Genomic DNA, 13,516 nt, shown 5'->3' with positions numbered 1-13,516 from the left:
CCCCCCTTTTTTATCATCGATAATTTTGTGCGTTCCTACTTTTGGGACAGCCCCGCGTTGCACGTAGATTAGACGCTTACCGGTAAGTTCTCGTCGTCAGCTCGTCGAGGCTCTTGAACTCGTAGCCTTGAGAGCGGGCCGCGTCGATAATGCGGCCGAGCGCTTCGGCGTTGTCGCGGGAGACGGAGTGGAGCAGAATGACCGCGCCGGGGTGAAGCTGGCTCATCACGCTGTCGTACGCGTATTTCCAGCCTCGCTGCGCGTTGACGTCCCAATCCTTGTACGCGACCGACCAGAAGACGCCGGTATACCCCAGCTCGCGGCAGACGCCGAGCATGGAGTCGCTGAAGATGCCCCGGGGCGGCCGCATATACCGCATTTCCCGCGCGCCCGTCAGCTCGGCCACCCCTTGTTTCACCTTGTCCATTTCACCGCGAATGCGATCCGCTCCGACTTGGCTCAGGTCCGGGTGGCTCCAGGAATGGTTGCCGATCAGGTGGCCTTCCGAGGACATTCTTTTCACCAGCCCGGCCTGGTCCTTCACGAAATGTCCGGTCACGAAGAAGGCGGCCGGAACCCGCTTGTCGCGAAGAACGTCCAGAATGCGCGGCGTATAGCCGTTCTCGTAGCCGTTGTCGAAGGTCAGGTACAACTCTTTGTTACCGGTATTGCCGAGGAAGATGGCTTCCTGTTTCTGCAGAACGCCGATGAACCCTTCCTGCGCGATGGACGGCAGGCTTCCCTGCTTGCTCTTCTTGAATCCGAAGTGGTAGGGGGAATAAGGATTCGCGGCGGCGCTGGCGGCAAAAATCAAACAGGCGGCGATCAGGCCGCACGCCGAGACGGCGAACAAGCGATTGCGCATGAACGTAGGCACTCTCCTTGCGGACATGGTTCTTAATACCATGGTTCGAAGGAATCGGAATTATTCACGATCGGCGTCCGAATCCGGATAATGCTTCCTACCTGAGCCTTATTTCCGGCTTTGGGCCTTGCCAGGGAGGGGCATTTCCCTGAATGCTTATATATGCGGGACATACTCGCGAATACGATCGCTGCAAAGGAGAGACTTCATGATGAAACAGATGCAACCGGTCCTTAAGAAAACGGCTGCGGCTACGCTGGCGTTAGCCATGCTTGCGGGCAGCGCGACCGCGGCGATGGCTTCGGCCCAATCCGATCGCGGCTCGAAAAAACGGAACGACGACAAAAGCGGCAAGAGCGGCATTCATTTGAATTATAAAGACGTGAACGGCAAAGAGTGGAAATGGGCGTACGGACCGATCGTCCGCCTTGCCGCCCAGGGCGTATTCAACGGCTACGAGGACGGCAGCTTCAAGCCGCGCAACAACATCAGCCGGATCGAGGCGCTTGTTGCCGCGGTGCGTCTGCTGGGACTCAAGGAAGAGGCAGAAAAGCCAGAGAATAGGAACGCAGAATTGAATTTCAAAGATTTCGCCCAATTACAGAAAAAATACGGCTGGGCGGTCGGTTATGTCGCTGTAGCGCTGGAAAACGACCTGTTCGCCGAGACGGAGGCCGCAATCCAGCCGGATAAGCCGGCTACCCGGCTATGGGCGTCCGTTCTGCTCGTCAAGGCGATGAAGCTGGAAGCGGAAGCGAAGCTGAAGATGAGCACGGAGCTGCCGTTCCGCGACGCCAAGGAAATTCCGGCAGGCTCCGTCGGATACATCGCGGTGGCGCTGGAGAAAAACCTGATCAAGGGCTACGACGACAAGACGTTCCAGCCGAATCGTCCCGTTACCCGGGCGGAGCTGGCTTCCCTGCTGGATCGCGTCGATCAGCAGCTTCCCGAAGAGGGCAGGGCGCAAGCGATCGTCGGTACGGTCGAGACGGTCTCGGGCAACGCGCTCACGGTCAGAAAATCGGACGGAACGAAGGTGACGGTACCGGTCGACGCTAATGTGTTCATTTTCCGCGACAACGTCAAAGCTCCGCTCTCCGCCCTGCAGTCCGGCGACGAGGCGCTCGTGCGCACGTTCGAAGGCAAAGCGGTGTTCGTCGACGTGACGAAATCCGCCGCGGCGAACGCGCAATTCGCCGACAGCGGCACGCTCGGCTCGTTCACGCTTCATGCGGACGGCAAGCTGGCGACGATCTCCTTGAACAAGACGTCGGACGGTATTACCCACATTATCATTTACGACGTGGACGCGAACGTAACGATCAGCGGCGGCGCCGGCTTATCGCCTAACGCGAACGTTGTCGTCCGCGGGGTCAATCACGTCGTGAAGACGATCGAGATCCAATCTTAAACTAGTCGTAGCTATGTCGAACAAACGGCGAAATCGGGGTCCATCCCCGATTCGCCGTTTTTTTGCGCAGCCTTCTTTATCCGTTTCGCGCACTCTTCTCGGAAGCTTTCGCGCTTAGCTCCGCTAGGAACAACGACAGTAGAACGGGCAGCATAGTTATCGCTTCGACGGTGAGAAATCCCCACGTTCCGACGGAGAGCGCCTGATACCAATCGTAATCCGACAACCAGACGCATACAACAACAAGCCAGATGCCGGAAGCCGAATAAGCTAGTCCGTAAGCTTTCATCCGGAACACCTCCGAGTCTACCATTCCTCGCGACGAGCCTCCCTATTCCGAGTAAAAAGGGAACTCCTTGCGCATACTGTAACGGCGCCGAAAGGATGGTACGATATGGAACGCCGGGAAGTGATCAGCAATTTTCAATTGATGTCCCTTATCGTCATATCGACCATTGGGACTTCCAGCCTGTACGCTCCGGCCACGCTAGTCCGTTACGCCGAACGGAATTCGTGGTTCTTAGTGCTTGCGGGCGGCCTGACAGGTCTGTTGAATCTGCTTATTCTAATGACTTTAAACCGGATGTATCCGGACAAAAACTTGATTCGCATCTGTAAGCATGTCCTAGGACCTTGGATCGGGGGCCTGCTTGCTTTCGCTGTAATATTTTACTTTATAGACGTTACCGCATGGATTGTCAGAGAGTTTGCGCAGTTTTTCATCGTCGCGCTGAGCCCGGTCATTCCCCAGTCTTGGTATTTGGCTACGGGCGTCATCATGGGGGCTTACGCGGTCTATCGAGGTCTCGAAGCCTTCAGCCGCGTGTCGGAGATTGTGCTTTTCGTTATCGTGTTTACTTTTCTGGGCATTTACGCCGCACTGAGCTGGCAATACCATCCGGAATATTTGCTCCCCATTCTTGAGAACGGATGGCTTGAGCCGCTTTCCGGCATCATTCCCGTCGCCTCTTGGCTGGGCGATCTTATGTTCATCTCGATGATGCTGAATCACGTGCGCCGCACGAAAAAAACGGCGGCATACGCCGTCGGGGCCGTGGCGGTTACGACAGTGCTGCTCATGCTATCGGTGCTTTCTTGTACGCTGTTGTTCGGGGCAAAAGCTTCCGAGTCTTTCACTTACCCTAGCATCAGCCTGATTCAGAACATCCGCCTATTTCGGTATATCGAGCGTTTCGACGCCGCCCTCGTCGCCGTGTGGGTGATGAGCTGCTTTATCAAGCTCACCGTTTATTTTTGGTCCGCCCAGCAGGGACTGGCCGATTTGCTGAAGCTGGAGAAACCGCGCAGGTTTCTTATTCCGGTTGCGGCGGGAATCTATGTTTGCGCCAAGTTCAAAGTATGGGGACTCATTGAGCTCGGCAGGTTTTACGATCAGCAAGCCTGGTATTTCTGTTTATTCCAGTACGCCGTTCCGGGATTTCTTCTGCTGATCGCATGGCTGCGGGGAGACGGCGGCAAAACGAAGGTGAACGCATGAACGCTAGACAAACGGAATTCTCGGAGGATTTGGCTGAAAATGTCCGACGGATACGGGATTGCATGCAGCATACCGACGATTTGATCTTCGTCGACCGGGAGCTTGCTTCGGGGGAGCCGATCAAAATCGCATATTTGCAGGGGTTGACGGATGACAGAAGGCTGGAATATTTGCTGGCCCATGCCAAAGAGTTCGGAAACGAGGACTTTGCGTTCGGCGACGACGGCTGGCGCAAGTCGATTCAGCAAGGAGCGGAAAGTCTTGCGGCCGGACAAGCGCTGCTGCTGTTCGCGAATCCGCCGGGCGCCGCAGCCATCGATCTATTGGGCGTTCAGCTTAGAAGCGTGGAAGAGCCGTCGAGCGAATCGACTGTCAAAGGACCGAGAAGCGGGTTTACCGAGTCTCTTACCAATAATCTAGCGCTGGTGCGTTACTATTGTCCTTCTCCCCAGCTCAAAATCGAAAGCCGTAAAATCGGGAGGCTGAGCCCGACCCCGCTGGCGGTCTTATCGGTTGGCGGCATCACGAACCCGTCCATTCTGAAAGAGGTTCATCGCAGAATCGACGAAATTACCGCCGACTTCATAGTGGGAAGCAATGCGATCGAGGAGTGGATCGCCGATCACCGGGGAACGCTGTTTCCGATGGTGGAATCAACCGAACGGCCGGACCGCGTCGTCGGCGCGCTGATGGACGGGCGAATCGCGATCATCGTTCAGGGCACTCCGTTTGTCATTTTGCTGCCCTTCGTTTTTTTACAGGCTTTTCAGGTAGGGGAAGACTACTTTTGGAATTTCTATATCGGCTCCCTTCTCCGCATGCTCCGGATTTTTTGCGGTTTGATCGGGCTGCTGCTGCCCGGGTTCTACGTGGCGACGGTTACTTACCATCACGAGCTCGTGCCTACCGCGCTTCTTCAAAGCATTGCCGCCGCGAAGGAGCCCGTGCCGTTCCCGGCCGTCGTGGAAAGCTTCGCTATGATGTTCGCGTTTGAAATCATGCGGGAAGCGGGCATTCGCATGCCAAAGCAAATCGGACAGGCGGTCAGTATCGTCGGTGCGCTTATTCTCGGGCAAGCTGCGGTGGAAGCCGGGATCGTGTCTCCGATCATGGTTATCGTTGCAGCGCTGACGGGAATATGCACATTCACGCTGCCTCCGAACGCCATGAATTACGCCATCCGTCTCCTCCAATTCGGGATGACATTTCTCGCTTCTCTGCTCGGCTACGTTGGGCTCGTCGCCGGGATTATCGTTTTGCTGATTTATTTAGCTTCCTTGCGCTCATTCGGGGTTCCGTACTTGGGGCCGGCAGCTCCCCTTAATGCGCAGGAATTGACGGATGTCATCGTGCGGCGCCCGATTCCTTGGGACTCCAAGCGTCCGACTTTGTTTCGGGCAATTAACCCTTATCGATTTAGAGGCGGGGACAAATGAGAGCGGCAAGGCGGATCGCGTGGGCGTTAGCCGTTTTCGCTTTGGTTGGTTCGGGCTGCAAAGGCAGCTTGGAGTTGAACGAAATCCATATCGTTCATTCCATTGCCCTGGATGTGGGGAAGAACGGAGGCGTGAAGTTGTCCGCCGAAATCGCGCGGCTGGCGTCCGGACAACAACAGCCTAAAGGGATGTTGAACAAGACGTTCATGTTGACTGGGGAAGGGAGCAACATTTTTGAAGCTGCCAGGTTAATGCGGGTCATGTCGGACCGTACGCTGCTGTGGGGCCAGACGACGGCGATCGTGATCAGTAAAGACATTGCGCTTCAGAGCTTGGACAAACAGATCGAGTCGCTTCGCCGTTTCAGGCAATTTCGCAATACAACGCTCGTCTACATGATCGACGGACAGGCTTCGAGAGTACTGGAAGTAGAGATGCCGAACGCTTCGATCAGCGCGCAGGCTCTAAGGGGATTGGCCGAAGGAGGGGAAACCACGGGCCTGACTTCGCAGACGTCTCTGCTGGACATCTACATGGACAGAATCAACGGCTATCAAGAGGTTTGCATTCCGGCGATCCGAGTGCTGAAGAGCAAGGAAGGAGAATTGAACCGTCTGATTCAAGCCACCGGTTTTTTCGCGTTCCGTGGCGACCAATTGGCAGGCTTCATGTCCTCCCGGTTAAGCAAAGGCTATCTCAGGGCGTCCAATCGCATGAGGAGTACAAACGAAAAGCTGACTTGCGACGGAAAACCCGGCGATACGGTTGCGTTCGAAAACACGAGAAGCAGCAGCCGGATCACGGCCTCGATCGATAAGACCGGAATCCCCGTCGTCCGGCTCGAAGTCGACGCGGATCTGAATCTGGTCGGGCAGCCCTGCGATGACCAGACCGTCACTCCAGAGCTGATCGCCGAATGGGAGAAGCGGCTGAATTCGGAAATCGAGGATCAAATCAAAAGCTTTATCGGGTTTTCACAGCAACACGCGACAGATTTGCTCGGCATCGGGGAGCGCATCCATCGGAAGCAACCGCAGCAGTGGAAGCAGATCAAAGACGAATGGAGTGAAATATACCCGATTTGCCGGTTCACCGTGAACGTTAACACCAGAATCGACCACACCAACTTCACGGTTTAATGTCCGCCCTTTTTGTAAGCCTGCTCCGAGCCCGCTATAATAAAGAGAACGAAAGGCATATATGTCGCTTATCGGGAGGCTGGAGATTGGTGGTATCCGGGAAAGGGAAGACGGGCGGCGAGTCCGCGCTTGCGATCAAAGAGCTGACGGGAGGCTACAGCCGGCGTCGGCCGGTGCTGCACGGCGTATCCTTGACGCTGAATCGCGGCGAGCTGCTGGGGCTGATCGGATTAAACGGAGCGGGGAAGAGCACCGCGATCAAACATATTCTGGGACTGATGGTTCCGCACAGCGGAGAAGTTCGCGTCGCCGGAGCGACGCTGGAGGAGGACAGGGAGCTGTACCGCTCCTCCATCTCTTACGTGCCGGAGCAGCCGTCCTTGTTCCCGAACTTGACGGTGAAGGAGCATTTGCAGTGGACCGCGATGGCTTACGGGCTTAAGCAGGACGCCGCTTGGGCGCGCGCCGACAAGCTGGCCGCGACGTTCCGGATGACCGACGCGATGAAGTCGCTGCCGGATACGCTGTCCAAAGGGATGAAGCAGAAGGTCATGCTCATGAACGCGCTGCTCGTCGAACCCGCGCTGCTCATTATCGACGAACCGTTCCTCGGGCTGGACCCGCTGGCGATCCGGGGGTTGGTGGGCGCTCTGGACGAAGTCCGGGCGCAGGGCACGGCGATTTTGCTCAGCTCCCATATTTTATCCGCGCTGGAACGCAAGGCGAATCGGCTCGTCGTATTGCACAAGGGGCGATTGATCGCGGAAGGCACGCCGAAGGAAGTCAAAGAGCAGGCCGGCTGCTCCGGGGCGGAAGCGACGCTGGACGACGCTTTCGAGGCGTTGGTGGAAGCCGCGGAAGGAGGCCGCGCGGGTGAGTAGGAATGCGCACGGGGAACAGGGCGACTTCCTGCACTCCCTTCGGAGAGAGCGCGCCGCGGCTTTTCGGCAGGAGATCGTGCCGTATTTCCGCTATGTGATCCAGAGCGGATTCGGCTTGTTTGCTTCGGCGATTTTTTTCGCGACGCTGATCTGGTACACGGACTTGATCAAGGCGGTGCCCGACGACTGGCCGTCCAAGTGGGTCGGGGCGATCGTTCTCTCCCTGGCGGCGCTGCGAGCTCCGCTTCGGACGTACTTGCGCCCGGCCGACCCGATCTTCTTGTTGGCGATGGAAAACCGCGTGCTCGGGCAATATATCGGCGGAGCCTTGCGCCGGGCGATCTTTGCGGGCGTGCTTCGGACGCTTGTCGTCTTCGCGCTGTATGCGCCGATCTACATCCGTTCTCCGCAGACGGCGGGGCTGGCGGACGCTCATCCGCCCGTTATTCTGGCTGCGCTGTTCGCGCTGTTGGCCGGATACAACGTCTACGCGGGCTGGCGCGAGCGGAGGGCGGCGGCGCGGTTTTGGCGGATCGGACTGAAAGCCTTCCGCTTGCTGCTGACCGTTGCCGCGGTGACGGCGCTGCTGCTCAAGTCTCTGGCGTCGTCGATCCTGTTGGCGGCGGTTTGCATGGTCTTGCTGGCTTTGCTGTGGCGGTTGCCCGCGCAGCATGCGCTGCCCTGGGAGCGGCTGATCGAAGAAGAGGCTTCGTCCCGGCGCAAGTGGATGGGCTTTCTGAGCTGGTTCGTAGACGTTCCTTCCGAGACGGCCAAGCCGTCTTATCGTCGCTGGATCGCCTGGGTCGGCAATCTTATCCCGTGGAGCAAACGCTGGGCTTGGCATTATTTGTACGTCAAAGTGTTTTTGCGGGGAGACACGTTCGGGGCGTTGTGGAGATGGATTATCGTGACGTGTATCGTAGTGGCCGTGTCGGGCAGCGCGCTGGCCGATGCGATCGCATTCGGCGTATCGCTCGTCGTATGCGGACTGCAGCTCAGCGAGCTTAAGAGGGTTCGCTTCGTGGAGACGGCCGACACGCTGCCGCTTCCCCCGCAAGGGAAGCTCGCCGCGGCTGCTTCGGTCGCGCGGTGGTCCGGCATCGCGGCCGTCGCGGCGATCGGAGCCGTCGGGCCGGCGACCGCGGGGCTGGGCGGGTCCGGAGCGGGAGAAGCGCTTCGGCTCGATTATTGGCTGGCGGCGATCGCGTTCGGCTTGCTCTGGTGCGGCTGGTGGATGCCCCGGAAAATCGCGAAGTTCAGGGACGAGGACGACTTGTGACCGGCGGAGCCACCTGCCGAGCAAACGAAGGGGCCGTCCCATAGCGGGTAGAGGGTAGCTGCACAGGATGGTGTCGATTCAAGATAATAAAAAGTTAAAAAATTGTCGTCCCCGGTCCTGGCGAATAGGTTGAGTTTTGACGGGACCGAGACTGCGGGGCTAAGGCCAAGAAAGTGCCTTGGCGCTGCCCAAGCCGCGGGGCTAAGGCCAAGAAAGTGCCTTGGCGCTGCCCGAGCTGGGCTGCTAAGGCCAAAAAAGTGCCTCGGCGCTGCCCAAGCTGCGGGAGCCGCGTATAGTCGCTTAACCAAAAAATGGGGGGATGTATAAAGATACACCCCCCCCTCGATGTTCTGCCCTTACTTATGGGACAGCCCTAGCCTATCGAACCCAACGGATTAGGCGTTGCCCGCCTTTACGTCCAGAACCGCTTGGTAGATCCGGTCGAACAAGTCTTCCAGATTGCCTTCCTCGATGCAGGAGAAAGCGACGCGAAGATCGGTCTCGCCCAGCGCGATCGTGCCTACGCCGTAAGCGTTCAGCAGACGTTGGCGCACGGCTTCCGCATCCACCGTCAGTTTAAGGCACATGAAGTAGCCGGAGTTGAACGGGTAATAAGTCCATACGTCGCCGTACTTGCCGCTGTCCAGCAAATCCTTCACCTTGTTGGCGCGGCCTTTCATGATGCGGAACTTCTCTTCCTTCTGCGCTTGGAAACGCTCCGACTTGAGCGCCCGCAAAATAAACGTCTGAGAAGGGTGAGGTCCGCTGGAAATCGTGGAGCGGATGTTGCCGATCGTCTTCTGCTCCAACGCCGACAAGCTTGCGTCGCTCAAGCCGCCGTAAGTGATGAAACCCACGCGGAAGCCCCATACGTACTCCTCTTTCGTCGCGCCGTCGACCTTGATGGCGAGAACGCGCTCGTGCAGGCCGCTAAGCTGGCCGAACAGCGACTCCTGCAAGGAATCTTCGAAGAACAGGCCGAAGTAGGCGTCGTCGGTTACAGCCACGACGTTGATGCCGGCTTCTGCGGCGTCGCGGACGGCGTCGACGATGGCGCGTCCTTCTTCCACTCCCGGAGTATAGCCGGTCGGGTTGATCGGGAAGTTAAGCAGCACGATCGCCTTCCCCTTGTCCTTGCGGGAGAGCAGCGAGTCTCGAAGTCCGGCCGCGTTGAAGCGATTGTCCGCATCGTACAGCGGGTAGTAGACCATTTCTCCGCCGCGGCGGACGTTAAAGGTCAGCTCGTAGTTTTCCCAGTTTTTGTCCGGTACGATGACCGCGTCTCCCGCGTCCACGAACAGGTCGCCGACGATGCTGAGACCGTGGGTCAGCGCGTTCGTTACGACCGGCTGGCTGATCTGCTTGCCGGCGACGGACGGGTTCTCGGCGATCATCTTCTCCCGCCAAATGGCGCGGAGCTCGGGTTTTCCTCCCGGAGGAGCATATTCGTAAAGATCCTTCGGATCGTAAGCAGACAGCGTTTCCTGAATGACCTCCAGGTGCATGGGTTTGCCGTTCTCGGTCGCGATGCCGATCGTGGCGTTGTAGGAGCCGGCCTTCTGCTTCGCTTCGGCGGATTGGCTCAAGATGCCCAGCTTGGGCAAATACATAGCTTTGCCGAGGCTGGAAAGCATTTCGGCGACATGCGGATTGTCTCGGGCAATCGTCTCGTTCAACTGCTGAGCAAGGGGATTCATCACTTTCATCCTTCCAATCGTCATTAGGTGATATTATACACCATTGACCGAAGAGCGTCATTGCGTTAAAGCGTTTTCCCCGAAAAAAAAGGACACGGATTTCGTGAGTTTTCACCAATTCGTTTCATGGTCCGATTGCTTATTCGAGCACGGGGCAGCGGAGTTACTTTCTCGCCCCGCCGCCGCGGATTCTCTCGACCGTATCGGCGTCTCCCGGCAGACCGCGTTCGAGCAGGCGCTCGGCGATGCTCTCCCGCTTCTTCTCCGGAACGTTCTGGCCGAACTTGAACTTGCCCGTCAGACTCTCCGGTTCAAGGCGCATGACGGCGACGCCCCGCAAGGAAGAGGCATAGCGCGGGTCCGCCGCGTCGATGGGCGAGTGTCCTCCTTCCGGCTGCATGTTGCGGAGCAACGCGGCCAGAGCGGACGCTTTCTCAGCCGGCTCTTCGACTTGGGAGACCGTTCCGCGAATGCGCACGGAGCGGAAGAAGACGGTCGCGGGACAGGCCAGGTAAGGATCCGTAAAATAAGAAGGAATAAAGGCGTGAGCCTGATAGACGACGAACTCGGCGCGAGGGTCTGCGGCGATTCCGGCCATCTTCTCGCCTTGCTTGCTGCCATGGAAGTAGACGTTCCCGTCGTGCCAGGCGTAGTTCAGCGGAACCGCCTTCGGCCAGCCGTCGGCCCCAGAGAACGTCAGCACGCCGTCGTGCTTTTCTTCCAGAAAATCGATGCATTCCCGTTCGTCGGCTTGGAACTCTTTTCTTCTCATAAAGACATCCACTCGCTTTCACTTGGTTGAGGAACAGTGTACGCCTTGCATTGACAAGAGAAAAGATCCATTTTACAGTAAAATGACTAGTCCATTTACTCAGATCGCGATCCATAGCGGACTTTTTGAACAACCTCTAACCAAGAAGGAAAGGGTTACGTATGGCATCTCCGTTTGCATATTCCGCCAAGCTGTCCGATTGCGGCAGCAAGCATTTAGCGATGTATTTGGCCATTCGGGAAGCGATTATGGAAGGGACGCTGTCACCGGGAGAGAAGCTGCCTTCCACCCGGCAATTGGCCGCCCTGTACGGACTGTCGCGGGGAAGCGTCAGCCTGGCTTACGAAATGCTGTCCGCGGAAGGGTTTGTGCAGGCCGGCGTCGGACAAGGAACTTTCGTGGCGGGTGCGGATCGGGGGGCGGCGGGATCGGACGCAGCCTCGGCCGGAGGAGCGTCCGATACGGCGAGAGAGCCTCCGCGGCTGACGAAGTGGGGCCGCCGTCTGCTGGAGCTGCCGCCGATGGCGTCGTCGCCCCGGCCGAAGCCCCCATCCGGTCGGAGACGTCCCGCGGACGGGGAGGAGATCGTCTCGTTCGTTCCGGCGGGACTTGGCTCGGAGCGTTTTCCATGGCAGGAGTGGAAAGCGGAAGTCGCTCATCAATGGAAGAGCCTCGGAGCTTCCGGCGCGGTCGACGGCCACGGAACCGAAGGCAGCCTGGAGCTGCGCAAGGCAATCGCCGGCAGATTGCGCCGAGAGCGGGGCATTCCGTGCCGGGAGGACGATATCGTCGTTACTTCCGGATCGATGCAGGCGATCGCGCTGCTGGCGCAGCTGATGCTGGAGGAAGGCAAGTCGGCGGTCATCGAAAATCCTTGCTACGTTGGCATTCGCAATGCCGTGGAGGCAACGGGGGCAACTCTCGTTGCGGAGCGCACGGATGGAGGGGGCATCGTGCCGAGGGATTGGGACGCCGAGCTGCTGTTCGTGACGCCCACCCGGCAATTCCCGACGGGCGTCGTGCTCAGCTACGAGCGCAGGCAGGCGCTGCTGGCGTGGGCGTCCAGGCGCAACGCGTGGATCGTGGAGGACGATTACGACAGCGACTTCCGCTGGGGAGGACGTCCGATCGAGCCGCTTAAAGCTCTGGACCGGGAAGGCCGCGTCGTCTACGTCGGCACGTTCTCCCGTTCTATGAGCGCCAGCATGAGAATCGGTTTCGCCGTCGTCCCGAAGGAGCTGATGCAGCCGCTGCTGCTCGCCAAGAAGCTGTACGACCCGCACCCGACGGGCATCGCGGAGCAGCAGGCGCTCGCGAACTGGATGTCCTCGGGCGGCTACGACCGGCATATGCGCAAGGCCCGCCGCGTTCTCGGCAAGCTGGAGCACAAGCTGCGCACCAGCCTGGCCGCCAATCTGCAGGAGTTGTTCACAGCTGTTCCGTCGGATGCCGGACTGCACGTGTACGCTAGATGGGAAGGGACGGCAGAAGGCTATCGCCGCTTGGTCGAAGAGTGCGCGCGCTGCGGAGCGGTATGGAAGGACGGGGCGGCTTACGATATTCCGTCCGAAGGGGCGCTCCCGGAGAAGACGCCGCCTTCGGCGCTGTTCGGGTTCGCCCACCTGAGCGAACGTCAGATTGAAGAAGGCATTCGTCGAATCCGTCGGGCAGCCGCAGCGCTGAACGTGCTGCGCGCAAGGCCGGAACAAGGAGGTCTCGTTGATGATTAACCTATCGCCTACATCGTTCGTGCTGCTCCCCGCGTTCGCGAAAATCTCGTGCGAACCGGGGTGGAAGTGGCAGAAGCGGGAAAAGCCGCTGGCCAACTACGATATTTTCTACGTGTGGAGCGGCGAAGGGGAACTGTCTCTTAACGGGAAGATGTACACGCTGGGCAAGGGAAGCTGCTTTCTCTTCCGCAAAGGGGATCATACGTGGGCGACGCACAATCCGCAGAAGCCGCTCGTGCTCACGTATATTCATTTCGACGCGGCCGAACCGGTCGAAGACGTTCCGCAGCCTTATCGCGTGCTGGAGGACACGTTCGATTTTGAGCATTTGCTGTCCAAGTACGTGCGTCTGTTTCTGGTGAAGACGTTCGCGGCCGAGGTCGAAGCGCAGCTTATTCTGAAGCAGTTAATTATCCATCTGCTGCGCTACGATCGACAAGAGCCCATCGAACGGAAGGCCAGCAATCAACTGAGCGAGAGCATCCGAGAGGTCGCGAACTACATTTTGCAGCATCCCGGCGAAGTGCACCGCGTCGAGGATTTGGGCAAGCGGGCGGGGCTGTCCTCGCGCTACTTCTCAATCAAGTTCAAGGAGTTGATCGGCATGTCCGTGCAAACCTACATGATCCGGGCGCGGATCGAGCGGGCCCAGCATCTGCTGCTGCACGCGGGCATGAACGTGACCGAGGTCGCCGACGCGCTCGGCTACCGCGATATTTTCTTCTTCAGCCGGCAATTTAAGCAGTATACAGGCAAGAGTCCTTCGGAAATTCGGTAGAGTTTGCTTTCATGAGAAAAGCCCGTCCAC

At 58.4% G+C, this 13,516-nt stretch carries 12 protein-coding genes; 8 read left to right on the top strand and 4 right to left on the bottom strand.

Annotated features, from left to right (window positions below; genetic code table 11):
* Window positions 1-76: 76 nt before the first annotated feature.
* Window positions 77-865, bottom strand: a complete 789-nt coding sequence (gene pdaA, locus ACESLM_RS29065) for a delta-lactam-biosynthetic de-N-acetylase (protein WP_372637847.1) — start codon at window positions 863-865, stop codon at window positions 77-79.
* Between the two features lie 208 nt (window positions 866-1,073).
* Between pdaA and ACESLM_RS29060 the strand changes: the two genes are divergently transcribed.
* Window positions 1,074-2,276 carry an S-layer homology domain-containing protein gene (locus tag ACESLM_RS29060; RefSeq protein ID WP_372637844.1) on the top strand — a complete coding sequence of 401 codons (1,203 nt, stop codon included), beginning with the start codon at window positions 1,074-1,076 and terminating at the stop codon, window positions 2,274-2,276.
* 76 nt (window positions 2,277-2,352) lie between these two features.
* On the opposite strand, the gene ACESLM_RS29055 is transcribed toward ACESLM_RS29060, so the two are convergent.
* A complete protein-coding gene (locus tag ACESLM_RS29055) occupies window positions 2,353-2,589 on the bottom strand; it encodes a hypothetical protein (RefSeq protein WP_372637841.1) in 237 nt (78 codons plus the stop codon).
* An 81-nt stretch (window positions 2,590-2,670) separates the two neighbouring features.
* Here ACESLM_RS29055 and ACESLM_RS29050 point away from each other — a divergent pair, with 81 nt between their 5' ends.
* From ACESLM_RS29050 to ACESLM_RS29030, 5 genes are all read left to right on the top strand, one after another.
* Window positions 2,671-3,774 (top strand): GerAB/ArcD/ProY family transporter, encoded by a 1,104-nt coding sequence (locus tag ACESLM_RS29050; RefSeq protein ID WP_372637838.1) that lies wholly within the window; start codon window positions 2,671-2,673, stop codon window positions 3,772-3,774.
* The gene (locus ACESLM_RS29045) at window positions 3,771-5,210 is read left to right on the top strand and encodes a spore germination protein (RefSeq protein ID WP_372637835.1); all 1,440 of its coding nucleotides are present in this window, start codon (window positions 3,771-3,773) and stop codon (window positions 5,208-5,210) included. Before ACESLM_RS29050 ends, ACESLM_RS29045 begins: the two co-directional genes overlap by 4 nt.
* On the top strand, window positions 5,207-6,349 hold the full coding sequence (locus tag ACESLM_RS29040) for a Ger(x)C family spore germination protein (protein WP_372637832.1): 1,143 nt from the start codon (window positions 5,207-5,209) through the stop codon (window positions 6,347-6,349). Before ACESLM_RS29045 ends, ACESLM_RS29040 begins: the two co-directional genes overlap by 4 nt.
* Window positions 6,350-6,435: 86 nt before the next feature.
* On the top strand, window positions 6,436-7,230 hold the full coding sequence (locus ACESLM_RS29035) for an ABC transporter ATP-binding protein (RefSeq protein ID WP_372637830.1): 795 nt from the start codon (window positions 6,436-6,438) through the stop codon (window positions 7,228-7,230).
* Window positions 7,223-8,509 (top strand): ABC transporter permease, encoded by a 1,287-nt coding sequence (locus ACESLM_RS29030; RefSeq protein ID WP_372637827.1) that lies wholly within the window; start codon window positions 7,223-7,225, stop codon window positions 8,507-8,509. The genes ACESLM_RS29035 and ACESLM_RS29030 overlap by 8 nt, the downstream gene beginning before the upstream one ends.
* A gap of 395 nt (window positions 8,510-8,904) precedes the next feature.
* Here the strand turns inward: ACESLM_RS29030 and ACESLM_RS29025 are convergent, their stop codons facing one another.
* Both ACESLM_RS29025 and ACESLM_RS29020 read right to left on the bottom strand, forming a co-directional pair.
* A complete protein-coding gene (locus ACESLM_RS29025; protein WP_372637824.1) occupies window positions 8,905-10,206 on the bottom strand; it encodes an aminotransferase class I/II-fold pyridoxal phosphate-dependent enzyme in 1,302 nt (433 codons plus the stop codon).
* Window positions 10,207-10,369: 163 nt separating this feature from the next.
* Window positions 10,370-10,978, bottom strand: a complete 609-nt coding sequence (locus ACESLM_RS29020) for a pyridoxamine 5'-phosphate oxidase family protein (protein WP_372637821.1) — start codon at window positions 10,976-10,978, stop codon at window positions 10,370-10,372.
* Window positions 10,979-11,139: 161 nt separating this feature from the next.
* Here ACESLM_RS29020 and pdxR point away from each other — a divergent pair, with 161 nt between their 5' ends.
* Together pdxR and ACESLM_RS29010 are read left to right on the top strand one after the other, a co-directional pair.
* A complete protein-coding gene (gene pdxR / locus ACESLM_RS29015) occupies window positions 11,140-12,708 on the top strand; it encodes a MocR-like pyridoxine biosynthesis transcription factor PdxR (RefSeq protein WP_372637819.1) in 1,569 nt (522 codons plus the stop codon).
* The gene (locus ACESLM_RS29010) at window positions 12,701-13,486 is read left to right on the top strand and encodes a helix-turn-helix domain-containing protein (RefSeq protein WP_372637816.1); all 786 of its coding nucleotides are present in this window, start codon (window positions 12,701-12,703) and stop codon (window positions 13,484-13,486) included. Before pdxR ends, ACESLM_RS29010 begins: the two co-directional genes overlap by 8 nt.
* Window positions 13,487-13,516: the final 30 nt, after the last annotated feature.

The sequence above is a fragment of the Cohnella sp. genome, from assembly GCF_041641335.1.
Classification (GTDB): domain Bacteria; phylum Bacillota; class Bacilli; order Paenibacillales; family Paenibacillaceae; genus Cohnella.
The sequence above is the reverse complement of the archived record's forward strand: the minus strand, read 5'-3'. Positions and strand labels throughout refer to the sequence as shown.